The organism is Acinetobacter psychrotolerans (genome assembly GCF_048552595.1).
GTDB lineage: Bacteria > Pseudomonadota > Gammaproteobacteria > Pseudomonadales > Moraxellaceae > Acinetobacter.
Genome location: NZ_JBIMDK010000006.1, coordinates 15,390 through 39,670, shown reverse-complemented (window position 1 = coordinate 39,670; position 24,281 = coordinate 15,390). Strand labels below are relative to the sequence as shown.

Genomic DNA, 24,281 nt, shown 5'->3' with positions numbered 1-24,281 from the left:
TATGTTCAATGTATTGCTTTAGTGATATGCATGACTTGGTAATGAATTGTATTGAGTAAAGCGGTTAGTTCGTCACCTGTGAGCGGATGATCTAAATGCATTTTTGTTAGTGCTGAAAGAGTCAGTTCTAAATTTTCAATTGGAAAGCGAATTTCTTCCAGTATTTGTTCTGCAGTCATCTGCTTATGGCTGTTTATTTCGAGTGTTGAGTACATTGTTCCCCCTGTATTATTCGTGGGTATATTTTGCTGAATATCTGCTAAAAAATATAGTCGAGAACGACATTCGATGTCGTTCCACTTATTTAAAAAACATGATTTATCCGAAACTTAGTTTAACGATTTGGCTTGTCAGCACTCAGTTATGAAAGTTCAATATTGCGTACGGCTATACTTTTAAATAGCCAACACTTCACATTTTTGGCATATAGCAGGCTGTAAACTTGTACGTTATTTTGCATAAATACAGGGTGTGGGCTTTGGCTTTGCATGAGATTGGCAAAGAGCAGGGGTTTTGGTGGTAGTCCTTGAATGGCATTGTAGATCTGCGTCATGTTGAGGGCGATGATGTCTGCTCTACGGCTGTGGTTCAGTTTTTCTAAGCCATAGTTTTGTACACTTAACCAAAAGTCATATAAACCTTTATGGTTGAGGATACTTTTAGTTTCTATGGATAGGCAGGCAATGGGAATAATGTCACGATTTAATTTAGATTTGTCGTGCCACATCACTTCAGCATCTTGCATATAGCCTTTTTGGTCGTAGATGATTTTAGAAACGGTATAGATTGGCCCACTAGATTTGAGTTGTACTGTTGCGCCTAGATGGATGTGTTGATGGTTGCCTTCTGCGTTGTAGAGCATGTCTGCCATTTGGTTGAAAGTGTTGATGTATAACTCTTTGATTTTGGCTGATGTTGCACCAGTAAAGCCCATGACTAAAAATATAAAACCGTCTTTGGTCATTTCATAATATTTAGATTCACGTGCTGCGCCATTTCCTATTTCAATAGTTTGAACATGAGCTGAAAAGTTAGCTGATGTAAATTCAGGCGAGCAATCTAAACTTTCAATTTTTTGAATGACATTTTTATGCTGTCTACCAAATAGATCAGCAACTTTTAAGCTGTCGGTTTTGACTTGTTGATTTTGAATAAATACAGCATCGTTGATATGTGAAAGTATCGTCATGATTGTTCCCCTAAAAATAATATAGAGAAAGTCATGCAAAATATGCACAGGGTAGAAAGGGCTTTTAGTGTTTGAAAGCGGATTTGCGTGTGCTTACGTTGTTTTTGTCGTTTTTCGTAGGCTGCTAAATCATAGATCGGAGTGTGTTCTATTACTTGAATATTTTTTTGAGTGCGCGAATGCATAGAAGCAAATGGTTTCATTGGCTTTTCCTTTTGTCTGTTTGATAACTGACACCAACCAATTTCCACAAAGATTGGTGACAGACTGTACAGGGGTGGAAATTTACCGTGACAAAAGGAAACGGCTGTCCCGAAGGACACCCTATACAGCCTGCCATAAAAGGCATAGCCGAATTTTACACAAAAAAATAGTCCATGACGGACTTTTGCGCCTTTTGTCTTTTTCAGGTTTCCACGCCTGACCATAGATTTTGCTATGGTGAAATTAGAGTATCTTAGTTACTATGGGGACGTCAATACTTTATAAAAATTATGTAGTGGGGAGCACCTGAGTTGTGAATGAACAAGAGAGAGAAATAATTAATCAGAAAGTAAAATCCTTTAAAGATAAAAAAGAAAAAGTTTTAACTCAATTGGATTTACTAAAAAATAAACAATTTATTAGTAGCCAAGATAATAGTTCGATGTTAATAAATATTATTAATAAATTGAAAGGTATTCATCATTATGAGGAGATATTAATATTAAATTATTTTGATGAATCTATTATGTTGATTAATGGTTTTACTGAGCCACTAGATGCTGTAAAAAAAATAGAAGTCAAATATTACTTGATCGAAATGTCAAATTTTATTGATAGATTTATTGTAGTAAAGGAAAGTTTTCAATCCTATACTACAAATATTTTATCAGACGCTATAATAAATGTTAACGAAGAGCTAGGTCGTTTCAATCGATTGAGAAATATTGCAGATAATGCAAAAACTGAAAATATTTATAACAATGCTGTTAGTAAATATAAGAAGCTTGAAGATGGTTATAGATTAAAATTTTATATTGCTATGGCTATTACTTTGTTTGTTTCTGTAGCTATATTCTTGTGTAAGTCGGTCTTTGTACCAAATTTACTTAATAATTTAGAATTTTGGATTTTAAAAATTTCTATTCTTGCAGTTGGTGTGACTTTAATTAGTTATTTTATAAAGCAGTCTTCACATTATCAAATACTTGCAGATCAAAATTATCAAACGCAGGTTGAATTGCAAGCATATCCAAGTTTTATGGAAAGTATCCCAAGTAATGAAGCTGCCTCTGTGCGAAAAGAGCTTGCATTGAAGTATTTTGGTCGTGAGATTGATAGTGCAGCCCATAAAGATATGGGTAATTTGGTTTCTGATCAAATGAAAAGCACTACAGATATGGTTAAAGCAACGACTGAAGCGATTAAGAATTTAAATGGTAAAGGTAGTACATAGAATATGGCTGCAAATTTGAATGGAACGTTTGATTTAACGCAACTTGCACTGAAAATTGTTGAGAGTACTTATGGAATAGTAATTGTCAGTTTTATTTTAGTTTTGTTCTCAATAGGTGGCTTCATTTACTTACTCTCAAAGTCAGGTGTTTTCTCGACTTTTGCAATATACGCAGAGCGTACAAATAAAAAGATTTATAAACAAATTGAGTATAAAGAAGCGCTTATAAGTGATGTTTCACTTACTGAATTTAAAGGTGCGATGGAGCATCATGTAAAGGTATCTAAACTCGAAAACTTTTTAAAGTATAGAAACAAAGACCTTGACGTACTGAAATATGCACTATTCCGCATGGATAGTAACCGTACCTTAAAACTATATGAACGGGGTAAAGAATATTTAGAAAAAGACCCCATTACTAAAGATTTTAAGTTCAAAGATAGTATGACATTGGAAAAAATTAAACGTAGAGAAAAAATTGCGTTCATCATCTATTTTTTACTGAACTTTATCGGTGGTTTACCTTTTTTGGTTCAAGTTATTATTACAATTTATAAAATTAAATATATTCAATGGTTTAGTTTAACTGATCAAGTTTTAATTTATATCGTATTTTTAATTCTTTCACTCGTTATTGTTACTTTTCTGTTGAATCCACGAGCAGCACAAAGTTTTTTGGAAATGGAAAAAATTACAGAGACATCAGACTAAAGAAAGCCAATTTGTTGGTTAATTTTATAGCGGATAGAAAGTATCTTAGCTACTATTAGAAAATCAATAAGTTAAAAGAAATTGTGGGTGTATTGTGGAATTAGATCTTGATCGTATTAATTACAAAGCAAATCAAAGCAAATTAGGTAATCTTTTCTTGGGATTTTTTGAAGGTCTATTTTTAGACGGTCGTGTACGGTTACAAGAAATCGAAGCTTTAATTAAATGGGTAGAACAATATCCAGAAGCTGTGGCAGTTCCTCATTTTGAATCTCTATATGATGTTTTACTTAAAGCTGTTGAAGATCCTGAATTTCTACTAGCTCAACATCAAGAAGTACAAGCACATCTTAATATATTCAAGAACTCCAAATATTTTAAAGAACATACCAGTGATGTCCAGCGTTTGCATGGAGTATTGGCAGGATTAGCTTGTGATAGTGACTATACTGATGATGAAGTATTAGGTTTGAATGCATGGCTTGAACGACATGATTATTTAAAGGCTGACCCAATTTATAAAGAACTTCTTATTGCATTGAATCATGTGCGTGTTTTAAACCGTGTAAGTGTTGATACCAAAGAAGTTTTACGTTTGACCTTATCAAAATATGTTCAACTCAATAATTTTGGATTACCACAAATAGCAGTCAGCAGTTCTAAAGAAAGTCAAAATCCTGACTTTTATCATGGAAATGTAGAAATTCTTGGGAAAACAATTTGTCTGACTGGGGCTTCTGATCGTTATACCAAAGCTGGATGGAAAGAAGTCATTGAAGAGCAAGGTGGTATTTTTAAGGATGATTTAACTAAAACAGCGCATTACTTAGTTATTTGTAATAAGGGAAATTCGAGTTGGGCACATATGAGCTATGGACGTAAATTTGAGCAGGCTTTGAAGTGGCAGAAAGATGGGGCGAATATTCTCATCTTAACTGAAGATGATTTTTTAAAATTTTTGGAAGGTAAATAATGAAACCTAAAATTACAATGATTTTTGAAGATGGTTTAACTATTGTTAAATGCACCCTATGTGGTACAGAAGATCAGTTTAAAACATTTGATGATACTGATAATTTTAAACAAAAAACTCTTGCCAAAGATTGGGAATTAGGAATGGAACAATCAATGACATGTTTAACTTGTGATAGAACCACTCCATTTTATAATTGGCAAACACAAAACTATTATTATTAATATAGATTTAAGCCTTCTTACATAGAAGGCTTTTTATACGAAGATATAAAGGAATAATGACATACAAACTATTATTCCGAGTAGTATGCCCACCAGTATTGGGTAGATCCACATGCAATCACCGTTTAAATTTAAGTTCGACTATTTCAGCTGCCAGTCTATTTAGCGTCTGCGATGGAAGAAGCCTTAAACGCGTGAATTGATAATCTAATATCATCCATAAAATAATCAGCGATAATACCAACAGAATAATAAAAAAAGTTAAAAAAATGATCATTTAAAAATACCTTTTTGCTTGCTGTTCTTGTTTATTTTTACATTCAATACAGAGCGTTATCGCTCCATATCGTTGACGTTCTAATGGAATTTCATTTTCACATTCATCACATACTTTTAAAGATACAACGCTGTAATCTTTTGGCGTTCTTTGTACCTGATTCAGTTGGTTGAGTTGAGCTTGGTCAATCGGATCAGACACGTGGTGCCTCTTTTTTAATGGAAACAGGGATATGTATTTCAGGATTGGGTGTACCAGAAGGGGAAAGCTGATATTTGATTTCTAGAAAGGCTTGTGCAGAAAAACTACAGTCAAAATTTGAACACTGTAAATACAAACGTTTTAAAATTGGACTTTCCATTTCACTAGAACGGACGGGTAATGAAGATCCGCAGTGTGGACATTTGAAACAATACTGTTTTGCCATGATGAGTAGATACTCAATAAATAATTACAAATATACAATAATATTACTATATTTGATAATTATTTAAATAAATATCACTATTTATGGTGTTTTAATTAAGATTACTCCTTCAATACTTAATTCCCCAGAGTAAGTATTTTTTGTTTGTCATTTTGCGGTGTGGTTTTTTTTGCTTTATCGATACGAGCTTGTGCAAGTTTAATAGCTCTAACAGCAGTGGATTTGCTTGTATAGATTGCCGTAAATTTCAAAGGTTTGGATTGATCACCTGAGGTTAACTGAATGTCATTGGTTTTTCCTTTGTAATAGACAATTACACCGGTGTAATCTGCATAGTTTCTCCCAGTCCTTTTTTTATTGCGTCTTTTTTGTTTTTCTTCTTCGCTCAGATCTTCTTTGCCTTCAAACAGTGTGGATACATCATCTGCATTTGGAAGTTGCAGTTCAAGTTCAACTGATGTGGTAAAACCGCTGTCGTTTAAAGTATGGGTGATGTTGGTTCCTAACCAAACGATCTCATCAATTTCAGGTTTTAGTCCATTAAACTCATACTCTTGTTCTGGAATGAGCGATGGATTTCCTAATGCGAGTGTATAAGTGAGTTTTTGAGCTGTACGTTTACAGCGATTATATTCGGCATTGGCTGCGAGTTCTGCTGTAGTCTTATCTCTATGAATATAGCGGATCTCTTTAATATTATCTTCATTGTCACCAACCACGACATGCAGTTTCTTGGCTTTATTTTCTACATAGTAATAGGCTTTGACACCGCTGATATTATCGGTACCTGTACCATTGGTGTAATTATGCTGATCGCCTTGGTCTCTCGTAATTTTTACACGAGGTAATGATAAACCTGAAGCAGTCTGACTAGCTCCACGAGGTAATAAAATTAAATGTCCATTTTTAACCGTCGCAATAGCATCATATTCATCTGCAATACGAGTAATGAGATTGGCATCTGATTCATTTTGGGCAATGTATTTTATGATTTTTGTTTGAAAACTTTCATGAATCATCACTTTAAGAGCATATATATCACCAATAGTTTTAAATATTTGAGGAATTGTGAGTTCAGTCCAGGCACGTTCACGTTTTTGTTTGAGTCCTTCAGATACATCATTGGCAAAAGCTGAAATAGACAAGACATCTGGTGCGCCACGATGTGATGTTGATTCAACTTTATAAATACCTTTATCGACTAAACCTGTATTTGACCATCCGAGCCAGACTTGAATGGTTGCTCCTGTAGGTGGAATATTGAGTTTTCCATCACTGTCATCTAATTCTATATCGACTGTATCTATGGTAAGACCACGATTATCCTGAATATTCAGTGAGATTAATCGTGCAGAAATTTTGGCAGAAATATCGATACCCTCAACTTCTATTTTAAAAATAGGGTAGGGATATTCGGTTAATTGATTGTAGTTATCTACGGCAGTGCTCAATGAAGATGCGATTTGTTCCAACATTAGAAAATACTCTTAATTGCACCAACACCCATGCCAATGAGTGTGCCGAAAATTTCTGAGGTGAAATGACGGACAATTTTTAAGGTGAGGGTAAATTCTGTTTTTCGTGCTGCACCATCTTTAAAAAAGAAAGTTTTAGTTTCTTCTAAGTTTTCGATGATGACTAAACCGTAAATCTTTCCTGTACCTTCTATGAGGGTGAATGCTTTGCCTGTATCTGCCATCATGCGAAGTATTTCAAGTTGGCTACGTATGATAGTCAGTTCATGGTATGTCGTACCTTTGAGGACAATGGTATCTTCGCCTTTCCCAATAAACTGGTAGGCAGGGGTATTACCAATACGACTGTTACTTGGGTGTCGCCATGCAGTACTGCGTTGAAGTTCTTCATAAGAGGTTGTACGTAATGAAAAGACGAATAGTCCGAGTGCCATCATCATGCTGAATTACTCCGTGTCCGTTAAAAATTTGCGTTTAGCTGCCTGTTCTTCTTGTACTACACGACGAAGTTCATGACGGAGTGCTTCACTTGTGCCTTTCACAACTGAGCCATCTTTAACGTGAATGTGAATTTGAATATTATCCTGGCTAATAAAACCTGTTTGACGACCATTTGCAGATGTTATAGGTCGTATTGCTTTTGTTGGTTTTGCTGCAGGTACTTTTTGAATGGTCGAAGTAAAACTGTTTGATGGAATAATATTTTTGGTTGCAGTACTGATGGCTGTATTTGGCAACATTTGATTGTTGGTAATGCCAAGAGCCATACCTTGCATGGTGTAGTCACCAATCTGTGCGAAAACTCGTGAGGGTGAATGAATATCTAGAATACTTTTGGCTTTATCAATCACACCTGAAACAGCACTGGAGAGAGCATCTTTAACAGCGTTGACCTTTGACAGAATACCGTTTTTGAGTCCTTCTAAAATCATGGCACCAAAACCTGTAAATTTGGCAGGAAGCTCTATACCAAACCAACTGAGCACCTTGGCAAAAGCTGCATAAAATAATCCAAGTGGTGACCAGTTTAAAATTAAAGCAGATATACCTTTTATCCCTCCACTAAATGCAGTTTTGATTTGCTGCCAAATGTTGGAGAAAAAACTGAGTAATTTGCCAAAATTAACCACAATGATCCCAACAGTATTACCAATAGCTGTGCCTAATCCAATAAAAATGGCTGATCCAAATTCAATAAGCTTTAAAATAACGGTACCAATCAGACCAATAAAAACGCCGAGCCACATTCCGAACGATTTACCGTTATTGGTTGCTGCCTGTAGCTGCTGATTTGTTGCTTGAAAGGGCGTAAATAGTTTAGAAATGGCTTCTTTTACCCAATTGAAAACTGCTACTAATGCATTCCAAATAGGCAATAGTGGACTCAGTGTAGATTTTAAACCTGAGAATGCTGAAGATATGCCATCGATGAGCGGTGATAATCCAATTTTCAGTCCATCCCAAAAGCCTTGAAAAAATGCTTTTATGGGTCCCCAGTACTTCCATATCACAAAAGCCAAGGCTGCAATTCCTGCAATAATCCATGTGATTGGATTGGTTAACATCGCTATTGCCAAAGCACGTAAACCAGTAATGAGTAAAGGAAGTGCTTGTCGAGTTAAGAATATGAGTGCTTGTCCTAAATATCGAACGGCTTTAGTAATCAGATTTAAACGAGTCGGTAGGCGAACACCAAATTTATCTGCAGCTTTACGGAAAATCCACATAATAAGTGCAAGTTTAGTAATGCCTGCAATCAAACTAAAAATAGTGCCAAAGAGTAAGTTTCCTGTATATCGAATACTGAGCATCGCAACTTTGAACATGAGTAATTTAATGACTAAATTTGAGATGGTTTTGACTAATTCTGGATTTGCATCTACCCATACTTTTACTCTGTCAATAAATGCGCCTAAGCCTTGTACAAAGCCGCGCATGTCTGTTCCTACCGCATTGAGTAATGAAATACTTAAGTCTTGAACACTACCACCCAATTGTTCAATATCACTGGCTAGGTTATCTTTTAGAATTGCTGCGGCACGTGCAGCTGCGCCTTCTGAGCGTTCTAGCTCTTTGGTCATCTCTTTTATTTTATTGACTGTTTGTCCTGTTTTTTCATCGAATAGGGCAGACTGATCCACTAATACGGCAAATGCTGAAATAGCTTCTTGCCCTGCAATATCTTTGAAAATATCCAGACGCTCTTGTGAACCCATTTTAGCTGTAGCTTTGTTGACATCTGCAAATATGTCGGACATATCTCTTAGATTGCCTTTTGCATCTGCTGTTTCAACATTCAGTTTGGTTAATGCTTTAAGTGCCTCTTTGGGTGGACCTGCAAAACGAGTCATAATTGAACGTAATGATGTACCTGCTTGGGTATCTAGAATATTGTTATTACCCAATAAGCCTGTCATTGCAGTCGCTTGTTCAATACTTGCACCATACGCCTTGGCAATAGGTGCAACGTATTTCATGGTTTCACCCAAGCCATCCACACTGGTTGCTGTTAAATTTGTACCTTTTAAAAATACATCGTTGACTCGACCAATTTCACCGGCTGCTAAACCAAAACCGTTCAGAGTACCGACTGCAATTTGTGCAGCACGTTCTAGTTCTACTTTACCGGCTTCGGCAAGTTGTAAGGTACCGCCTAGTGATTTATTAATTTGATCTGCATTGAACCCACCTGATCCAAGTGCAAACTGTGCTTGTGCTGCTTCGCCAGGACTAAATGACGATGCTGCCCCCCATTTTCGAGCATCTGCTGTGAGTTGTTTCATAGCAGCACTTTGTTTTTCTAAATCGAGTACCGACTGTACTCCGCTCATTTGTTTTTCAAAATCAACAGCAGGTTTAAAAAATTGGTATAAACCTGTGCCTGCTACGATGGAGTTCATGGCTAAACTTTTAAATTCATTACGCATTTCTGCACGATTGGATTTTAAAGTATCTGACCATGCTTGAGTTTTGCTTCTGACCGTGTCGAGTACATTGGCAACTTTGTCATACCCATCATGCATTGTTCCCAAAGCATGACTATTTAGGTTGATGTTTGAAGCACCAGTTTGCAAATTATTTGAATATTGCTTAAATGAACGACCGCCATTTAAGCGTCTATCCAGTCGATCAACAGATTGAGTAAGTCGATCTATCGCACCATTGGTATTTTGAATATTTTGCTGAAATTGGCGAATTGGTTGTGTCGCTCTATCTACAAATTTAATAATGATGCTTAGATCTAAATTACTCATGTCCTATTTCTCAGATTGATTTCTTTTTATTGCTAACTCTTGCCAATACATGAGTTCGTCTATGTCAAAATCTGCACAGTCGGCAGGCGTCCAATGAAAGACGACTGCCAAATTTGCAATTACTGGCTCGACTCGTTCTGGAATTTGTCCTTTCCCTCGCCTAAAAAGCTCAATGCTTTACCTGCAAGCTCCATGAAATCTTCAAATTCCATTTGCATTAATATTTCGCTTGGAATTGCAGGTTTAGTAACACGAGGTAAAAATACAGCCAACTCTTCTGGATATAAATCTTGAAGACGACGAATACTGACACCACGGAAATGCCCAGTATTCGGTTTAATAACGGTAATTTCTTTGATGAGGTTATCACCCAACTGAATGCCAGTTTCTAAGCTGACTAATTTTGAAGTTGGTTTAATAGCGTCTTGATTTACTTTTTGAGCTTCGCTTGTCATTTGAATATTCCTGAAACTAATAAAATTAAATAAAAAAACCTACATGAGATTTGATCATGTAGGGGAAGGGAACTTATAAGCCAATGGCACTACGCTGTGCTGCTAAACGATCTACACCATTCACAATTTCTTTAAAGCCGAGTACATCAATCTCCATTTCGACTTTTCCGTTAATGGTCAGTTTGTAATAAGCACAGTTGGTAACCACTTTGTGTTCAGTGTCTTCACCTGGTTCTTGATCACCCATGTCAATTTCTTCATGACGACCACGAACGACGACTTCTACAGCATCGATTGCACCAGTGTCATCACGCTGATATGCGCCTGCAAAACGTAAATACACACCATCAACTTTTTCTAAACCAAACTGGCGTAAGGTTAAAAGCTCCAAACCACCATAAGTTGACTCTAATACGAGTCCATCATCACCTAAACCCATGTCTATTTTTAATGGACCATTCATACCACCACCGCGATAATCTTCCATTTTTCGAGTTAATTTAGGCAATGTGATGGTTTTGATTTCACCCAATAAACTTGAACCTTCGTTAAATTGATTCATGTTTTTGAGTTTGTTTGGAAGTGCCATGCGCTTGTTCCTTATGCTGTAATGGTTGAAGCGAAGTCAGCTAAATAGCTGTCTGTAATACGCTGGCGGAAAGTTAGGTCTTCAAGCGGTGGAACAGGGGTGTAGTCATAGTCGATATATAACTTGCCAGCTTTGAGCGTGTCTTTGCTATTAAGTTCTGGGTCATACCAAGCATCACCACCCATGAGATAACCTAAACGAGTCCATTCGCGTTGTTTGGCTTTAATGCTTTCCAACATGTCTGTGACTAATGAACCATGCATCGGTTTGTCTGATGCCCAAAAGTTCGCTTCAGCGATGGTATCTGCCATGACCTGTGCTGTACGGCTATAGTTTTCAAATGCAAAGAGAGGATCATCTGAACATGTACGTGAACCCCAGAAGCGAAAACCATCATGTTGAATGAGCGTAGTCACTTCATTTGAGTTGAGATAACCAGCATCTGTCGAAGGATCTTGCAAATCCCAAGTCACATCCGCATCGATACCTGTCACGCCATTGACTGCTACGTTCGATAAGGTTTTATGCCAACCAATTTCATTATCGATTTTTGCGCGTAATCCCATTGCCACTGCCACAGCAGGAACCACTTCTATTTTTGCTGTATCTGTATCGAACGCGACGAAATTCGGCCAGATGAGCATAAGTTCTCGTGCTGCAAATGCATCACGATATGTAACGACTTCATCTTTGGTTTTACAGCCCCACGCATAAGCGTAAGCAAAAGCACGTAATTTTTGAGCGATGGTCACTAACTCAGTTGTTACAACTTGGGTATCCAAACCAGGTGCACCAATAATTCGTGGTTGAACACCAAGTTTAGTTTTAGCAGTGAGTAAGGCTTTTAGACCTGTGTATTTTCCTTCTGTTGTAACCGTACCAACAACATTGGCTGTTTGAGCTGCTTCAGTTTCTGCTGTAGCTACACGAACAATAACTGCCATTGCATTTGCTTGATTTGCCATTGCTTGAAGTGCTGTTTTAAGTGTCCCCGAAATTCCTGCTTTTGCGATAGCAGTTTGTAAATTGGTGATAAGCACGGGCGTATTGAGAGGGAACATGAGTGGATCTGCATCTTCTGCAGTGGCAATTAATCCAATGATTGCCGTTGCGATGGTACGAATTGGTCGAGAGCCTTCATTGATCTCGACTATTCGTATGCCATGATGATATGTGTCTGCCATAAAAAAGCCTATTGTTTGAGTTTTTAATTTCAATCAACAGGCTTGCATGAGTTTTGAATATATTTAAGTTGTTTTCGTTGTGGTGAATGCTTTAAACAATATTTACGTTTATACCGTCAGCGCATACAGCCACATTTCATCAACTTGAGTTTCTGTTAGGTTCAGAATATTCAGCATGTATTGTACTGATTCATTACTACGCTCAAAACGTTCTGATTCTGAATATTCAATTTGTATACGCATTTTTAGTGTTTTATCAGGTACTTCATCTATCGCTTGTTCAATGGTTTCAAGCAAATTATGTTCAAGTAGTGCGAGTTTGAATTGACGTCGAGTTAAAGGTTTAAGTGTGCCTAAAAACTCATCTCGTTTTTCTTGTTCGGTTAAATAATTTTTTGGATAGAGATGTCGATCAATTTCATCGTCTGTCATTTCAATGAAATCTTCTGTAATTAAATCTTCTTGAGTATCGTCGAAAGCAAAAACCTGACCATCTTTTTTGAAGTATCTCATTAACGTAGCTCCGACCAAATCTTGTGTGAATTTACCGTTGTATTGTTTACTGAGTAATAACTTGCATTTGGCACAACAAAACAGTACTGACCAGTTCCAAAATTAGTACCGCCATCGTATTTTTGATCAATTATAACTACCCCATTAACCACGATTGTTATTGTTGGATTTCTGGTATCTGTATCATCAAAACCAACATTAATCATGATCGGACTGCCTGTACCATTATAATAGGTTGTATTGATTGCTCGACTCGCTGTAACATTCTGCCAATTTTGATCAACACCCAGACTTGGCTTGTCTAATACTCTCCAAGGTGTAAAATCATTCGCTCCGCCCCAACTTTGTCGAACAGCAACTGAACCATTATTAGTTTTTTGATGTGCAGAGTAGGATTGGTTAATTGTTAACCCTGAAACTCTTACCTCTAAAACACCATAGCCATACAGACTTGCAATTCCACTACTAGCAACTAAATAATAGCCATCGTCAACAGCGGTGTTAATTGTAGATTCATTCACAGTGCCTAAAAATCGCAATGGTGCTGAAATGTTAATATCGCCCGTACCATCAAAATTCACATTATTAATTTTTCTAGGTGCTTGTAACTTGGTTGCTGAAGGGGCGATACCTTGAGTATTTCCAGTTCCACCATATGCTGCTGACAATGCTTGGTTAAATGCAGGGTTAACACTCCAAATGCCCCAAGAATTATCAGTAATGACTATTCTTGAATCAGTCGTTGGAGCATACATAGATGTGACGGATGGATCTTGAACAAATTTGTCCAGTCGTAGATTATATTTAGCACCAAGTAGTGTGGTTGAACCTGTACCGCCAAAACCTATATTTAAAGCAACGGCACCTTGTTGTGAATAACATCCCCAATTATTAGGGTTTATGAATAAATAGCGACCAGAGATTTCATGGTGAAACATCGCTTCGGTACTTGTGGTGCTAAATGCGCCAGCAGTTTTAATAATACCTTTTGAATAGATTCCTAGAGCTGGAATTTTATCTGCATCTGCATAACTATCCGAGGCGAGTAATCCACCTGTAAGCAATCTTTTAGCTTCGCCCTCATCATTAGATAGAAGTTTGAAGTCGCCTTCGCCCTTAAGCTTTTGGACAGAAATTCCCCCTGATATTTGCACATCACCATTGAATTTATTAGTACCTATAAATATTTGGTTGTCTGTATATGCAATTTGACGAGGTGTCCCCCAATTGTTTGCCCCAACTGTATTTTGGAAATGGTACATTTGATGATTGGTTTTATCAAAAAACAAGCCATTTACCTTTCCACCAGATGCATCGTTATAGCCATTTAACGCAAGAAAATCACCATAAGTTGCACTTGATGCTGTGCCATATCTTAGACCTGAATATTCAGCGAAATAGTAGCCCATTGTCCCGCCTTGAATTTGGACTGGTGAAACATTCCGATTGTCTTTTGCGTGAATTGAGCCATTAAAATCCCCAAAGAAAGAACCTAAAACTGTGCCGCTAAACTCCCAATTACAGTTACTAAATGCTTTATTTTGGTCAATCCAGATCCCTTTTCCGTTTCCTTCAACCCAAAGATTATTCCCACCAATCCCCATGTATATTTTTTCAACGGTATCAGTATTACCAAAAGCCCCAAAGCCTGAATAAATATTACTTTCTGCTTTTGCTTTAAAAGCTAAACCTCTTGCCCATCCTCCCGATTTATGTTGATCCCAAATAAAATCACCATTCACGATATTGTTGGATTCACTATCGAGTAAGGTTAGATTTTTCTGTAAGTAATACGTGCCATTTTCTCGTTTTACCCCAGTCATCGCTTTGACTTTGTTGTCGAGAGGAGATGCACCAACTACAAAGTAAGATCCTAAATTAAGACTAGATGAAACACCTGCGGTAAATTGACTGAAGAATTTTCCAGATCCACTATCAAAAAAGAATGAAGGTGTATTTGAAGAAGCATATTTATCTAAAAACTCTTTGTCTGTAGTAAGTGCAGATTGTGCAGTAGCCTTATCGAGTTTTTTGTCATTTAAGGCTTTACCTTGTTTTGCAGTTAATGCTTTTGCTGCGTCATCGGTTGTTAAGTCATCTGCTAATTGCACTACACCGTTTTGTGTGAGTGAAGCTGAGCGAATATTTTGTTGTGAAACTGCTGTGATTTGTCCTTTTTCATTCACTGAAATTTGTGGAATTTGAATTGTTGATGCGTAACTTCCTGCAATCACACCTGAATTTGTTAATGTTAAAAGACATGATGAATTTGCAGATCCATCTATTGAAAATGAACCAGTCGCAGCACCTGAAAATTGAATTGTACGTGCTGTTGCCCATTTTGATGCTGAGGCTACATTGCTAGATGTAAGTGCAATTTCTCCCCAGGCTCCCCATCCCTGATAAAAGCTTCTGACCCATGTTTTGTTATCTGTATAACGAGTCAGTGTTTGTTTGATGCCAGCATGTTTTTCAACAAGTAAAGAAAAAGCACTTCCTAGTGTAGGATTATTTATAATTTGAGCTGCATAAATATCTAAAGGACAATAATAAAAACCCGCAGTGATATATTGATTTAAATCACCTGTGGAAATTTCAATAGGAAGATTTAATTTGTTATCCTGCAGATTTTTTCCCTGTTTTGCTGAAAGTGGCTTTGTAGCATCATTCGTCGTTAGGTTATCCACTAATTCATTACGTCGAATATAGTTCGTGTTGACCCATTCTCGTGTTGCGTAAATAAGTGAATCATCTAAATACAATGCAATAACTTCGGCATTTTGTATATTGATGACCATTTTGATATTAATTTCTCGCGCACCACCATCATCTGGCAATGGTTTTAAAGTCGGGGGATAATTCGCATTCACGACCATGGTCGGCCCTGCAAATAAGCCTAATTCACGAATGTAAAACCCACCAATATTCGAAGGAATAATGGCTTCACACATAATCTGATTAGTATTATTCGGATTAATTTCTACGATATTCAGCGCAATTCTTGCTTTTTCATTTACCAGTGCTGTACGTGTTTCAGATGGTTCAGGTACTGAACCGTTACCATCACCAACGGCTATATGTGAGTAGTTAATTTTATTATTGACCGTTGCACTTGCAATGAGTGCTTTACCATTATTGGTTAATATACCTTTATACGTTGCCATTTTTTCTACTCGACATAAATTGTGACTGTTTCAGCACCGTGACAACCAATTGCGATGCGTGGAATACAAATGGGAAGAACGTTAATCGTTAAATTGGTCAAATGACGGCTTGCAGGTTTTGCATCTTTGATTAGACGATTGACTTCTAAATAGATTTCTTCTGTGAGTTCGCGACCATTCAGTTCTAGCTCTAAAGTAAATGTGCCTGGTATTAAATTGGGTGATACTTCAAACCATTCTTGAAATGTGCATTCGTAACCAAATTGAGCAAGTACTTCACGGACTGCAGTGCGTGTTCCTTTGATTTGATGCTGTCTAAATGACTTTTTAATTAATGCTCGTTGTAATGAAGGTTGCCAATCCGTGTCCCAAGAATCAACGCTATATTGCCAAGCTAGAAAAGATAGAAACTGATCTGGTGCTTGATCGATTGAAGATAATGTTTTGATAGCGACTGCCAATTCAGTATTTTTTGCAGCAACAGTGGTTATATTTCTGTCAAATTTTGTACTGTTTGGAGGGAGTAATTGACTCATTCAATCCCTCCAATGCTGACATTGATATTGGTACAGAAAGAGGCTTGGTAAGGCGTAAGCACAACGTCCGATATCGGACCAATCAGTTCGACTCGACTCACACCACTGACATGCAAAGCAGCATAAATAGCTGACAAGCGTATAGATCTGCCCAAGCGTTTATTATTGTTGGTATATGCATTGGCATTATTAATGGCTTGTTGTAACACCGTTGCTGCTTCTGGATCTTTAGCAATGAATAATTTTGCTTGAATGTTGTAGGGAATAATTTGTGCTGATTGCACGGTGACACGGTCACCAATAGGACGTACATCTTCTGCTGTCACTGCTTTTTCTACAATTTGCAGCAATTCAGGTGACGCAGCTCCATTTTCTGAGTCGGCTTGTAAGATAGTCAGGGTGATATAAGCAGGGTTTGGAGATACAACAGATACATCACCGACACGGCCGTCTGCGTCTCTAGCAAATTTTTTGTAGGCTGATTCGGGTCCTGCAACAGACAAGGTGTCAAAAGCAAGTTGCGTACGTTCACGAAGTGCATTGTCTGACTCCATAACAGCAGCTACAGGTGGTACTTTACTGTTATCTGCTTGAGTGATTACAAGACGTTTAACATTAAAATTTGCAGCGAGTTGGTCTAAATCTTCTTTTTCTGCGTAAGCTAAAAGTAAGGCTTGCGCTGATATGTTAATTCGATTACGAAGCACTAATTCTCTATAGCAATTTTCTTGTAGATATTTGGTTAGAGGTTCGCTTTCTCTTGAAAGTACCGCTGTAATTGCTGCTTTTTCATCATCATTAAATTTATTGATCAGTTCTGTTTTTCTTTCTGAAAATATAACCTCAAAATCAACTACTTCAATAATGTTGGGTTTGGCTAGTTGTAAAAAATCAACACTCATAATGATGCACCGTATAAGTTGAGTGGAATATTTAAAGATTCGATTTCATTCTGATTTACACGCTGTACTTTTAGATCTATTACAAATGAATCGGCATTCACTGTAGTCATGTTGATTGAAACCAACTGGATTCTGTTTTCCCATTGCAATAGGGCATGGGCAGTCGCAGCATATAGTTGTAGTAACGTGATTTCATTGAATGGTGCATCGGTGAGTTTGTGTAATAAGGAACCATATTCACGACGCATGACTCGTGTTCCAATCGGTGTTGTTAATATGTCCTGAATGGATTGACGAATTTGATCTAACTCTGATGGTAATACTTGCCCATTTTTACTTGATATCATGCGATAGGATCTCCTGAAACATCACCACCAGATTTCACACCTGACGTTTTATGATTTTTCAGGCTGATACTTCCTGCTTTAACATCCGCTTCTGTACTAAAGTTACCAGTAGAGTGACTACTTCCCTGAACAAGTTGACTGCCTTGGACCGTATTATTCCCCGTCATGGCCGTACTGCCATTTATTTGTAAGTTGCCATTAATGGTTGTATTTCCATTCACTGTTACACCACCATTAGCAGTTAAAACAGCAGTTCCTCCTCCTGGTAAAATTGCTGATAAATGGTGTGCTAAAACGTCATAAGCAATGACACAACCATCACCAAACATACGAATTTTTTGATTTAAATTATCAGATGGAGCAGGGTGCTCATCATTATAAAAACCGTACATGACAAAGCTTGTTGATCCAATTTCACCGCAAGGTGAAATCACGACGCATTCTTCATTTTTGGATGGCATATCCCACGTCGCATCTGTCCCTGATCGAATGTTTAAACATCGAATTTCAGGTGTGTCTATATCGTCAAGGTTTACAATGACTTTCGGTATGGGTAAGGATGGATTAATGGTCTTGATTGTTCCGAAACGGATAATATTTTCAAGACGACGATTATTGTCAGCATTCATGCAGACACTTTGTCTGATGAGTTTTTTGTTTTCAGCTACTTTGATTTGTTTAGCGTTAATAAAACAAATTAAAACTGTGCCTTAGAAATTCGATTATTTTAAGTCAATATGCTTGATCAATAATTTTTCAATATCTTGCTTATCATTTGTAGACAAACCAATCAGCTCACGTTTTGCATATTTAACTTGCGAAGCGTTACGTGCTACACGATCACGTAAACCAAATTGATGAACACGTGCAATTCTCGCTATACGTCCTATAAATCCGATCTCGATTGAGTTTGCAGAACTCATTACTTTGAGATATTGCAGGTTTTTTAATTTATTGAACATTTTTGAACGAACCTTACCTTTAATGCGGTCACGTAATTTTGTTTTACGTGCTTGATAGGTAGATCCATCAGTATTTTTTTGTGTTGATATACGTTTACTTTGTTTTGAACGTAGATCACGACCAATATTTTTGGATAACTTAGCACGCTCATCTGCTGAAAGGCTCTCCAAAATAGGTTTGATATGTTTTGGAAGCTCTTGCATATTCATAGGTTTTTACCAGGAAAGGGCATGTCTAAAGACCAACCTTGTTTTTCTATACTTTGCCATGAAGCCAGTACTTCTCCATTTTTAATGACTTCAAAATTGGTACTAGGTAGAAATTCAGTATATTGCGGTTCATCTGGATAGCTGAGCTCTAATTTTCCCTCATCGTTTTTTTTGACAACAATACGTTCTGTCAAAGGAATTGAAAAGTAAATATCAGATTTGGTGTTGTCTATTATTTCACTTTCAAACGTAATGGCTTGTTTAGATTTTTCATGGTTGGCCATGAGTTCAGATTGGTGTTGTTGTATCCAGGTAAACAAGACTAAGGCAATAATCTCAGGATCTATTGTGCATTCAGTTATGAGTATTTCAAGTTTATATGACATTTCAAAACTTAAACTACCACTCAATAAACTTCGCATAGATCCTTGATCGGCAAGGATTCTTAGCCGATCTTGATCTTGAGGTAAATCAGGCAGTGCATTCAAAATATATTCCCGTAGTAACTTGGGTTTATTCATGCTGCTTTGCTCTTATAGGTGGAATTTAAACGATTCATCACTTGTAAAAACTTAGTATCGTAGCCTAAGCGCTTGTAATTACTGCCGTTATATAGGGTAAAAACGACATGCCAGTTTTCTTGTTTTAATGCATCCAATAATGTCCATTTTTGATCATCGACAGTTCCTGATTTAAACTCGCAGAAACGAAGAAATGCTTCAAACTGAAGTGTTTCACTCTGATAATGTTGCTGCACAAATTCCTGCACGGAAACATAAGCTAAGTCTTTCCAGTTTTCACCCATAAGTTGAAAACGGCCCCATGATGCAGATTGTAGAGCGCATTCTTCGTCAATTTGAATGGCTTGATTAAGCCGAATATATTCAGACTCACCCCCTCGATATCCACCAGTAGCAGTGTTAATAATATTTGGGTGCGCTTTCATAAATTGGTTGGCTTTGGTTTTACCGAACTTTTGAGTCAGATAAAAATACATACGATGACGTTCGAATAAAATTTTAGGTCTTTTACTGGTGAGAAATCCATCACCTTGAGTTTCTACTTCTGCAATGGCTTTAATTACAATGACAGGCACATTTAAACGTTTTGCACCATTTTCAAGATCAGATGCACTTAATAGTTTGCTTGTATCTTCACCCTGTAAAGCTTTAAACGTTGCTAAGCCTGCAATGCCATCATCTTTCAGATTTTTAATTTTTTGGAACTGAATAACGGCATATTCAGTATTGTCACCAAAATCACCATCGGCCATTAATTTTTTGTGGTTTCTTCCCGTCAATCCATGCTGAATTAAGAGTTTTTGTAGGTCGATAACCTGAGTTCCCTTAGAACCGTATTTTAAATTCATGATGCACTCCAAATCAGTTTGGCCACATTGCCTTTTGTTCTATAAATAAGTACCGCTAATAGCACAGCAAAGATTGCATCCCATAAGGTCACTGGATCTTTAAAAAATAAAATGTGCACGCTTTGGCCCATGAATGAAGCAATCAAAATCGTTGCAAGATAAGAATAACTTTGGCGATGGCGTAAGCTTTTAGAGTCAAAACAAATAATACGAAGACCACAAAACAGGTATGCAAGTAGTGCAATGAATTGGAAAATGATTTCAATCATGATGTACCTCCACCACGGAAAAACTTATTGATGATATCGCTCAGACTCGATTGATCGACCCAAACAATTATTTTTAAAATCACAGGCAGGGAAAAAATAGCTGCAACCATGCTTGCAGTTGCATCGTTGCTGATAAATGAACGCTGCGTAATTTCAGGTGTAAGAAGATAACCAATGCCTGTTGCTAAAAGCATGGTGACAAGACGTTGTAGTGGCTTTAAGTTTTTTTTCGTCGTTGCAAAGAGTGCTGCACCAAAAACTGCACCTAGCAAAGCATTACCGTTAATAAAGGGTAAAAGTGATGCTAAGCTGAGTGTGAATGCTGTTGCCGTTGCTGTAGATGTTGGTTCTGCCATATTGATTAATCCCAAAGCTGAATGCTTTGTGTTGTATTTTGTTGGGTTTGAATTACAGGTAACTGGACTGCGGTTCCCATTGGTAGAAATGGTCCAAATTCAGCAATACTCGAATTCGCTTCTAATACTTTCTCAACCACTCCTGAAGTACGTCCGTAATATCGCCAACAGATCGCATCGACTGTATCGTTTTGAATGGCATATACCGTTTGCATTTAAACGAGCTCTACATTCAAGCGTCTTAATTTTTTTAAATCACGGATGGCATAGCGAAGATCACGTCTGTAGTCATCAATAGTAATTGTGAGTTTCTCGGCTTTTTGATCACCTGTACTGGTAGTGTCATATGCTCTATAGCGCTCGTTTATTTCAGCACCTGTGGCACAAGTAACGGCTCTAAAATAGAGAACCTCTGCAATACTTTTTTCGATATTATCCACGGTGATTTTTTGACTACTGATTTCAGCCAGTGAGTTTGCTTTGCTCATCAGTGATTCAAGTTGTTGATTTACATCGATGACAGCAGCTTGAATGGCAGGGGATAATCGGTCATTGGTCACGCTTGTATCTAATCGTAAATAGAGTCTCACTGCTTTTGTAGATACAGTTGGAAAGAATGGATCGCTACTGATGATTTGATCGATTGATGCTGCATTACCGTTTGCAATTAATCCCGTCATTTTGTTCTCACTGTTTTAGTGAGGGGTGGAGGATTGAATCTGTTCGAGCCATGAATGGCCTTACATCATCAATTCTGCCCCTCGGTTTGTGCGGGGCACCTAGTTAGAAGTTTCACTGTGCAAAGCATCGCTGCCAAAATCGTTGACAACCGGAGAGCCATTTAAATTTAATAATGGCGTTGCAGGATGAGCTTCTATTTGACCTTTTAATAACTTTTCAGCTTTTTGTAGCTCTGTTTTTCCGCCACAATTTTCATTTCTTTTAACGGCTAGTGCTAAGAATTCGACTGCAGATGCGTATTTTTCAAGGTGCATATATGCTCGTCCGATTGCGAGATATAGTTTTGCTCGAATTTCATCATGCATATCAAAACTTGTCGTGAGGGTATTGGCTTTTAATAGCACCTGTAAATCAAAGATTTCACCTGCTTTAAATTGAATACGTGCAGCATTGCCAATTTCTTCAGCAACAATCGCAGCCGTACTACGACTAAAAGCATCGGGCATTTTTAAGTTATGTTTGAGTGCATAATCTGCAATGCGTAAACCTTCTTTAAAACTACCAATGTCGAAGCACCACAACATAATGGTGGTTACCACATCATCCGACTCTAGTTTTGCATCTGATGTGATGACACCATCTACATACGGCATATGTTTTGGAATAACTTCAGATTTGGCTAAAGCACGTTCATTTTCAGACTGAATGCTACGCAAAATATGATGATCATTTTTTAATTCATTTAGTTGTAATTGGTAGATGCTTGCATCTGGTCTTACACCGCCATATTCATTATCTGCTTTGGCTGCTTCCTTTGCAGCCAAAGCATTTAGGCGGTGTCGAGCTGCTGGACTCAACATAAATTCACCTATTCGATAATTGTAATATTTTCAACCAATGCGACTTTTTCGTAGTTTTCTACGACATAAGCATCATTTGACGATTGGAATTCTTCGACTTGATCCATGCTTGAGTTATCAATTATTTGACGACGTTTGGCATCTTCAAGGAAGTAAATGGACAAGTTGTCTAACGAAGTAACTAATAATGCATTGTCTGGAAAAAAGGGAACACGAGCAGCAGGTAACCCACCAATTTGTTTTTGACTTAAGATCACTTGACCAGCCAATGTGTCGGTGTTGTCAGATGAGTTGTTAACGATGGCAAAGTTTTTGTCATTTAATAAAGAACGACCGCAAATCACGACCAGATCGGTAGCATCTTGATGTAATTCAGAAATCAAATTATTGACTGCATCTGTCACCAAGGCATCTAAGTTTTTATAGTCACCGTTTAAACCAACATTGACTTTCCCTGAAGCATCAACCACTTCTTTCATATAGCGTTCAGGTGCAACAGTACGGATTTTTTCAAGCCAACCAATATTAACATCTTGCAATAATGGATTGGTTGCACGGTCTGTGGTGACAGCGGTAGATTTACCATTGAAGCCAATCATGATCATGTCTAAGGCAATAGTGTCATTGACAAATTTTTGCCATTTTTCATAAAAGTTTGAAAATTTTGCCCAGGCATCCATTTTTTCATAACGTAGTGCGACGTCAAAATTGGTCTGTACGCATTTGTAGGTATTCGATTCTAAGCCTGTTGGATCAATTGGTTTGCGGGGCGTACCACTTTTGGTATTGGTTCGGCTTGCAATAGTTGAGCCTTTGGTTAAGGCGATGGCTTCACCTTCCATTTCATCGACTGGAATGATATTGATTCGTTTCAAAAATGCAGATGATTCTCGAACTTTATCCACCATTTTTTGACCGATAGAAGGCTCTACACTGAATTTAACAGATGCATCTTGAATTCCATTGACTTCGGCCACTTTGCTAACGGCATAATTAAACTTTTTACGTGTTTCATTTTTCATGTGATTAGCACTCGATTTTTTCTGAGAAGTTGCCAGTATTTTCGGGAGCTGGCGGTGTGTCTTGATGGATTTGATTGCCCAATTGGATTTTTAAGTCGTTAAAAGCCTTTGCTAAATCGGTATGCTTGGTTTGCAAGTCTGAGTAATTGGTTTGAAGTGTTTTTAAATCGGTTGCTGATTGGTTAAAGGTTTTCGCCACCTCACCGAGACAGGCAGAGATTTCATTAAATTTGCCATTATCTAGATTTTCTTTTTCTTCAAATTTTGGCTTGAGCAAATCCATGAAACGCGAAAAAAGACCAGGTGTATCTAATTCTTCAAACTCAATACCGACTTCGGTAGCTGCGGTAAATAGATTGTCTTTATGCAGCTTTTTAGAGATGAATGGATTTGCTTCTGGATTTTTGGAAGCAAATTCCATGACTTGTGTCCCTAATGATGCAGGACTGTCAGTAAATGCAATACCGACCAAGTAGGCTTCGTTGCTGTCTGAAAAGCTTGGATTAACTTCAATAGAATTAAACAGTTTTTGTTTTTTGGCATGTAGATCAATTAAATTATCAAAGGCTTCGAGCTGAGCATATAACGCCCATTTTTTTTGGCCTGCAATATCATCTTCTTGTGCTTTCAAACCAAGTACTTTTGCATAACTGCCAAAATCTGAATTTGGGGAAACGCCACGAATATGTTCAATATTTGCTAAAGCTGTGTAGGTTGCAGTGTTGTAGTTTTTTGCCATTTGTTGAATCCAAGCAGCTTCAATGATACGACCATCTGTGGTCGCACCTGCTACAGCTACTCGGTAAAACTTGGATTTTTTGGACATGATTCTTATCCTGCTTGGTTAGAAGGAATCTAATAAAAGTAGTAAGCAGAATCGGAATAACGGCAAAA

32 protein-coding genes are annotated in these 24,281 nt (G+C 37.4%); 4 read left to right on the top strand and 28 right to left on the bottom strand.

The genetic code is table 11. The features are described 5' to 3' along the window. Window positions 1-5: 5 nt before the first annotated feature. From ACG94X_RS07280 to ACG94X_RS07270, 3 genes are all read right to left on the bottom strand, one after another. Complete coding sequence (locus ACG94X_RS07280) at window positions 6-215, bottom strand: hypothetical protein (protein ID WP_419383081.1); 210 nt, start codon at window positions 213-215, stop codon at window positions 6-8. Between the two features lie 146 nt (window positions 216-361). After that, the gene (locus ACG94X_RS07275) at window positions 362-1,189 is read right to left on the bottom strand and encodes a Rha family transcriptional regulator (RefSeq protein WP_419383080.1); all 828 of its coding nucleotides are present in this window, start codon (window positions 1,187-1,189) and stop codon (window positions 362-364) included. Next, entirely contained in the window at window positions 1,186-1,392 is a 207-nt protein-coding gene (locus tag ACG94X_RS07270) for a hypothetical protein (RefSeq protein ID WP_419383079.1), read from the bottom strand. The genes ACG94X_RS07275 and ACG94X_RS07270 overlap by 4 nt, the downstream gene beginning before the upstream one ends. Window positions 1,393-1,706: 314 nt before the next feature. On the opposite strand from ACG94X_RS07270, the gene ACG94X_RS07265 reads away from it, so the two are divergent. The 4 genes from ACG94X_RS07265 to ACG94X_RS07250 all read left to right on the top strand — a co-directional run bounded on the left by ACG94X_RS07265 (window position 1,707) and on the right by ACG94X_RS07250 (window position 4,535). Further along, the gene (locus ACG94X_RS07265) at window positions 1,707-2,627 is read left to right on the top strand and encodes a hypothetical protein (protein WP_419383078.1); all 921 of its coding nucleotides are present in this window, start codon (window positions 1,707-1,709) and stop codon (window positions 2,625-2,627) included. A 3-nt stretch (window positions 2,628-2,630) separates the two neighbouring features. Then, the gene (locus ACG94X_RS07260) at window positions 2,631-3,338 is read left to right on the top strand and encodes a hypothetical protein (protein WP_419383077.1); all 708 of its coding nucleotides are present in this window, start codon (window positions 2,631-2,633) and stop codon (window positions 3,336-3,338) included. Window positions 3,339-3,432: 94 nt separating this feature from the next. Further along, entirely contained in the window at window positions 3,433-4,311 is an 879-nt protein-coding gene (locus ACG94X_RS07255; protein ID WP_419383076.1) for a BRCT domain-containing protein, read from the top strand. After that, window positions 4,311-4,535 carry a hypothetical protein gene (locus tag ACG94X_RS07250; RefSeq protein WP_419383075.1) on the top strand — a complete coding sequence of 75 codons (225 nt, stop codon included), beginning with the start codon at window positions 4,311-4,313 and terminating at the stop codon, window positions 4,533-4,535. Before ACG94X_RS07255 ends, ACG94X_RS07250 begins: the two co-directional genes overlap by 1 nt. A gap of 277 nt (window positions 4,536-4,812) precedes the next feature. Here the strand turns inward: ACG94X_RS07250 and ACG94X_RS07245 are convergent, their stop codons facing one another. The 25 genes from ACG94X_RS07245 to ACG94X_RS07125 form a co-directional block, all read right to left on the bottom strand. Then, the gene (locus ACG94X_RS07245) at window positions 4,813-5,013 is read right to left on the bottom strand and encodes a TraR/DksA C4-type zinc finger protein (protein WP_419383074.1); all 201 of its coding nucleotides are present in this window, start codon (window positions 5,011-5,013) and stop codon (window positions 4,813-4,815) included. Continuing rightward, on the bottom strand, window positions 5,006-5,239 hold the full coding sequence (locus tag ACG94X_RS07240) for an ogr/Delta-like zinc finger family protein (RefSeq protein WP_419383073.1): 234 nt from the start codon (window positions 5,237-5,239) through the stop codon (window positions 5,006-5,008). Before ACG94X_RS07240 ends, ACG94X_RS07245 begins: the two co-directional genes overlap by 8 nt. Window positions 5,240-5,355: 116 nt before the next feature. Continuing rightward, window positions 5,356-6,714: a contractile injection system protein, VgrG/Pvc8 family gene (locus ACG94X_RS07235; protein ID WP_419383072.1), complete on the bottom strand. Its 1,359-nt coding sequence runs from the start codon at window positions 6,712-6,714 to the stop codon at window positions 5,356-5,358. Continuing rightward, on the bottom strand, window positions 6,714-7,154 hold the full coding sequence (locus tag ACG94X_RS07230; protein ID WP_419383071.1) for a phage tail protein: 441 nt from the start codon (window positions 7,152-7,154) through the stop codon (window positions 6,714-6,716). Before ACG94X_RS07230 ends, ACG94X_RS07235 begins: the two co-directional genes overlap by 1 nt. A gap of 6 nt (window positions 7,155-7,160) precedes the next feature. After that, complete coding sequence (locus ACG94X_RS07225) at window positions 7,161-9,968, bottom strand: phage tail tape measure protein (RefSeq protein WP_419383070.1); 2,808 nt, start codon at window positions 9,966-9,968, stop codon at window positions 7,161-7,163. A 3-nt stretch (window positions 9,969-9,971) separates the two neighbouring features. Further along, window positions 9,972-10,079, bottom strand: coding sequence for a GpE family phage tail protein (locus ACG94X_RS07220; RefSeq protein ID WP_419383069.1), 108 nt, complete (start codon window positions 10,077-10,079; stop codon window positions 9,972-9,974). An 8-nt stretch (window positions 10,080-10,087) separates the two neighbouring features. After that, window positions 10,088-10,423 (bottom strand): phage tail assembly protein, encoded by a 336-nt coding sequence (locus ACG94X_RS07215; protein WP_419383068.1) that lies wholly within the window; start codon window positions 10,421-10,423, stop codon window positions 10,088-10,090. Window positions 10,424-10,496: 73 nt separating this feature from the next. Next, the gene (locus ACG94X_RS07210; RefSeq protein WP_419383067.1) at window positions 10,497-11,012 is read right to left on the bottom strand and encodes a phage major tail tube protein; all 516 of its coding nucleotides are present in this window, start codon (window positions 11,010-11,012) and stop codon (window positions 10,497-10,499) included. Between the two features lie 11 nt (window positions 11,013-11,023). Beyond that, window positions 11,024-12,196 carry a phage tail sheath protein gene (locus ACG94X_RS07205; protein ID WP_419383066.1) on the bottom strand — a complete coding sequence of 391 codons (1,173 nt, stop codon included), beginning with the start codon at window positions 12,194-12,196 and terminating at the stop codon, window positions 11,024-11,026. A 108-nt stretch (window positions 12,197-12,304) separates the two neighbouring features. Next, window positions 12,305-12,709: a hypothetical protein gene (locus ACG94X_RS07200; protein WP_419383065.1), complete on the bottom strand. Its 405-nt coding sequence runs from the start codon at window positions 12,707-12,709 to the stop codon at window positions 12,305-12,307. After that, window positions 12,709-15,873 (bottom strand): phage tail-collar fiber domain-containing protein, encoded by a 3,165-nt coding sequence (locus tag ACG94X_RS07195; RefSeq protein ID WP_419383064.1) that lies wholly within the window; start codon window positions 15,871-15,873, stop codon window positions 12,709-12,711. Before ACG94X_RS07195 ends, ACG94X_RS07200 begins: the two co-directional genes overlap by 1 nt. A 5-nt stretch (window positions 15,874-15,878) precedes the next feature. Further along, window positions 15,879-16,409, bottom strand: a complete 531-nt coding sequence (locus ACG94X_RS07190) for a phage tail protein I (protein ID WP_419383063.1) — start codon at window positions 16,407-16,409, stop codon at window positions 15,879-15,881. Next, window positions 16,406-17,311 (bottom strand): baseplate J/gp47 family protein, encoded by a 906-nt coding sequence (locus ACG94X_RS07185; protein ID WP_419383062.1) that lies wholly within the window; start codon window positions 17,309-17,311, stop codon window positions 16,406-16,408. Before ACG94X_RS07185 ends, ACG94X_RS07190 begins: the two co-directional genes overlap by 4 nt. Continuing rightward, window positions 17,308-17,658 (bottom strand): GPW/gp25 family protein, encoded by a 351-nt coding sequence (locus ACG94X_RS07180; protein ID WP_419383061.1) that lies wholly within the window; start codon window positions 17,656-17,658, stop codon window positions 17,308-17,310. Before ACG94X_RS07180 ends, ACG94X_RS07185 begins: the two co-directional genes overlap by 4 nt. After that, window positions 17,655-18,287, bottom strand: a complete 633-nt coding sequence (locus tag ACG94X_RS07175; protein WP_419383060.1) for a phage baseplate assembly protein V — start codon at window positions 18,285-18,287, stop codon at window positions 17,655-17,657. The genes ACG94X_RS07180 and ACG94X_RS07175 overlap by 4 nt, the downstream gene beginning before the upstream one ends. 93 nt (window positions 18,288-18,380) lie before the next feature. Then, window positions 18,381-18,830 (bottom strand): phage virion morphogenesis protein, encoded by a 450-nt coding sequence (locus tag ACG94X_RS07170; RefSeq protein WP_419383059.1) that lies wholly within the window; start codon window positions 18,828-18,830, stop codon window positions 18,381-18,383. Then, window positions 18,827-19,351: a phage tail protein gene (locus ACG94X_RS07165; RefSeq protein ID WP_419383058.1), complete on the bottom strand. Its 525-nt coding sequence runs from the start codon at window positions 19,349-19,351 to the stop codon at window positions 18,827-18,829. The genes ACG94X_RS07170 and ACG94X_RS07165 overlap by 4 nt, the downstream gene beginning before the upstream one ends. Beyond that, complete coding sequence (locus ACG94X_RS07160; protein WP_419383057.1) at window positions 19,348-20,199, bottom strand: N-acetylmuramidase domain-containing protein; 852 nt, start codon at window positions 20,197-20,199, stop codon at window positions 19,348-19,350. Before ACG94X_RS07160 ends, ACG94X_RS07165 begins: the two co-directional genes overlap by 4 nt. Beyond that, a complete protein-coding gene (locus ACG94X_RS07155) occupies window positions 20,196-20,468 on the bottom strand; it encodes a phage holin family protein (protein ID WP_419383056.1) in 273 nt (90 codons plus the stop codon). The genes ACG94X_RS07160 and ACG94X_RS07155 overlap by 4 nt, the downstream gene beginning before the upstream one ends. After that, window positions 20,465-20,824 (bottom strand): putative holin, encoded by a 360-nt coding sequence (locus ACG94X_RS07150; RefSeq protein ID WP_419383055.1) that lies wholly within the window; start codon window positions 20,822-20,824, stop codon window positions 20,465-20,467. Before ACG94X_RS07150 ends, ACG94X_RS07155 begins: the two co-directional genes overlap by 4 nt. 5 nt (window positions 20,825-20,829) lie before the next feature. Next, window positions 20,830-21,039 (bottom strand): tail protein X, encoded by a 210-nt coding sequence (locus tag ACG94X_RS07145; protein WP_419383054.1) that lies wholly within the window; start codon window positions 21,037-21,039, stop codon window positions 20,830-20,832. Then, a complete protein-coding gene (locus ACG94X_RS07140; RefSeq protein WP_419383053.1) occupies window positions 21,040-21,504 on the bottom strand; it encodes a head completion/stabilization protein in 465 nt (154 codons plus the stop codon). It lies immediately after the preceding gene. Window positions 21,505-21,603: 99 nt separating this feature from the next. Continuing rightward, window positions 21,604-22,365 (bottom strand): phage terminase small subunit, encoded by a 762-nt coding sequence (gpM, locus tag ACG94X_RS07135; protein ID WP_419383052.1) that lies wholly within the window; start codon window positions 22,363-22,365, stop codon window positions 21,604-21,606. A gap of 8 nt (window positions 22,366-22,373) precedes the next feature. After that, on the bottom strand, window positions 22,374-23,387 hold the full coding sequence (locus ACG94X_RS07130) for a phage major capsid protein, P2 family (RefSeq protein WP_419383051.1): 1,014 nt from the start codon (window positions 23,385-23,387) through the stop codon (window positions 22,374-22,376). 4 nt (window positions 23,388-23,391) lie between these two features. Then, window positions 23,392-24,213 carry a GPO family capsid scaffolding protein gene (locus ACG94X_RS07125; RefSeq protein ID WP_419383050.1) on the bottom strand — a complete coding sequence of 274 codons (822 nt, stop codon included), beginning with the start codon at window positions 24,211-24,213 and terminating at the stop codon, window positions 23,392-23,394. Window positions 24,214-24,281 lie beyond the last annotated feature (68 nt).

Coding starts and splice junctions, on each gene's coding strand:
- ACG94X_RS07260 (WP_419383077.1), top strand. CDS start 2,631: ATGGCTGCAAATTTGAATGGAACGTTTGATTTAACGCAACTTGCACTG.
- ACG94X_RS07250 (WP_419383075.1), top strand. CDS start 4,311: ATGAAACCTAAAATTACAATGATTTTTGAAGATGGTTTAACTATTGTT.
- ACG94X_RS07185 (WP_419383062.1), bottom strand. CDS start 17,311: ATGAGTGTTGATTTTTTACAACTAGCCAAACCCAACATTATTGAAGTA.
- ACG94X_RS07160 (WP_419383057.1), bottom strand. CDS start 20,199: ATGAATTTAAAATACGGTTCTAAGGGAACTCAGGTTATCGACCTACAA.
- ACG94X_RS07210 (WP_419383067.1), bottom strand. CDS start 11,012: ATGGCACTTCCAAACAAACTCAAAAACATGAATCAATTTAACGAAGGT.
- ACG94X_RS07175 (WP_419383060.1), bottom strand. CDS start 18,287: ATGAATGCTGACAATAATCGTCGTCTTGAAAATATTATCCGTTTCGGA.
- ACG94X_RS07195 (WP_419383064.1), bottom strand. CDS start 15,873: ATGGCAACGTATAAAGGTATATTAACCAATAATGGTAAAGCACTCATT.
- gpM (WP_419383052.1), bottom strand. CDS start 22,365: ATGTTGAGTCCAGCAGCTCGACACCGCCTAAATGCTTTGGCTGCAAAG.
- ACG94X_RS07270 (WP_419383079.1), bottom strand. CDS start 1,392: ATGAAACCATTTGCTTCTATGCATTCGCGCACTCAAAAAAATATTCAA.
- ACG94X_RS07125 (WP_419383050.1), bottom strand. CDS start 24,213: ATGTCCAAAAAATCCAAGTTTTACCGAGTAGCTGTAGCAGGTGCGACC.
- ACG94X_RS07165 (WP_419383058.1), bottom strand. CDS start 19,351: ATGAATAAACCCAAGTTACTACGGGAATATATTTTGAATGCACTGCCT.
- ACG94X_RS07140 (WP_419383053.1), bottom strand. CDS start 21,504: ATGACGGGATTAATTGCAAACGGTAATGCAGCATCAATCGATCAAATC.
- ACG94X_RS07155 (WP_419383056.1), bottom strand. CDS start 20,468: ATGATTGAAATCATTTTCCAATTCATTGCACTACTTGCATACCTGTTT.
- ACG94X_RS07145 (WP_419383054.1), bottom strand. CDS start 21,039: ATGCAAACGGTATATGCCATTCAAAACGATACAGTCGATGCGATCTGT.
- ACG94X_RS07280 (WP_419383081.1), bottom strand. CDS start 215: ATGTACTCAACACTCGAAATAAACAGCCATAAGCAGATGACTGCAGAA.
- ACG94X_RS07275 (WP_419383080.1), bottom strand. CDS start 1,189: ATGACGATACTTTCACATATCAACGATGCTGTATTTATTCAAAATCAA.
- ACG94X_RS07170 (WP_419383059.1), bottom strand. CDS start 18,830: ATGAATATGCAAGAGCTTCCAAAACATATCAAACCTATTTTGGAGAGC.
- ACG94X_RS07235 (WP_419383072.1), bottom strand. CDS start 6,714: ATGTTGGAACAAATCGCATCTTCATTGAGCACTGCCGTAGATAACTAC.
- ACG94X_RS07130 (WP_419383051.1), bottom strand. CDS start 23,387: ATGAAAAATGAAACACGTAAAAAGTTTAATTATGCCGTTAGCAAAGTG.
- ACG94X_RS07180 (WP_419383061.1), bottom strand. CDS start 17,658: ATGATATCAAGTAAAAATGGGCAAGTATTACCATCAGAGTTAGATCAA.
- ACG94X_RS07205 (WP_419383066.1), bottom strand. CDS start 12,196: ATGGCAGACACATATCATCATGGCATACGAATAGTCGAGATCAATGAA.
- ACG94X_RS07190 (WP_419383063.1), bottom strand. CDS start 16,409: ATGAGTCAATTACTCCCTCCAAACAGTACAAAATTTGACAGAAATATA.
- ACG94X_RS07150 (WP_419383055.1), bottom strand. CDS start 20,824: ATGGCAGAACCAACATCTACAGCAACGGCAACAGCATTCACACTCAGC.
- ACG94X_RS07225 (WP_419383070.1), bottom strand. CDS start 9,968: ATGAGTAATTTAGATCTAAGCATCATTATTAAATTTGTAGATAGAGCG.
- ACG94X_RS07200 (WP_419383065.1), bottom strand. CDS start 12,709: ATGAGATACTTCAAAAAAGATGGTCAGGTTTTTGCTTTCGACGATACT.
- ACG94X_RS07215 (WP_419383068.1), bottom strand. CDS start 10,423: ATGACAAGCGAAGCTCAAAAAGTAAATCAAGACGCTATTAAACCAACT.
- ACG94X_RS07230 (WP_419383071.1), bottom strand. CDS start 7,154: ATGATGATGGCACTCGGACTATTCGTCTTTTCATTACGTACAACCTCT.
- ACG94X_RS07240 (WP_419383073.1), bottom strand. CDS start 5,239: ATGGCAAAACAGTATTGTTTCAAATGTCCACACTGCGGATCTTCATTA.